The organism is Paraburkholderia sp. J8-2 (assembly GCF_905220195.1).
In the GTDB taxonomy this organism is placed as follows: Bacteria; Pseudomonadota; Gammaproteobacteria; order Burkholderiales; family Burkholderiaceae; genus Paraburkholderia.
In genome coordinates, this window is the sequence record NZ_CAJMZA010000157.1 from 1 (window position 1) to 259 (window position 259).

General features: G+C 61.4%; 1 pseudogene. It reads left to right on the plus strand.

Annotation, left to right across the window (positions count from 1 at the left end):
- Positions 1-73: 73 nt before the first annotated feature.
- Positions 74-259 (plus strand): annotated as a pseudogene (locus U5A52_RS43240) (two-component system response regulator); the annotation flags it as partial.

A 259-nucleotide genomic window follows, 5' to 3' on the forward strand; every position in this document is an offset into this window, starting at 1 on the left:
CCTTCCGTTCCGCGTACGTCAATTTCCATCGCCGCCGATATTTTTTTGAGACGGCGTTGCCAATACTGGCTACATGAAAGCCAGTCCTGTCCGCACGCGCCTGCAGGTTTTCCTGGTCGAGGATGCGACCGCAGTGCGCAGGAAGATCGCCGAGGCATTGTCGGCCATTCCGGATGTGAGCGTGATTGGCGAAGCCGAGGATGCGGCCAGCGCCCTGACCGGCATCGCGCAAAGCGGTGCGGACGTCGCGGTGGTCGAT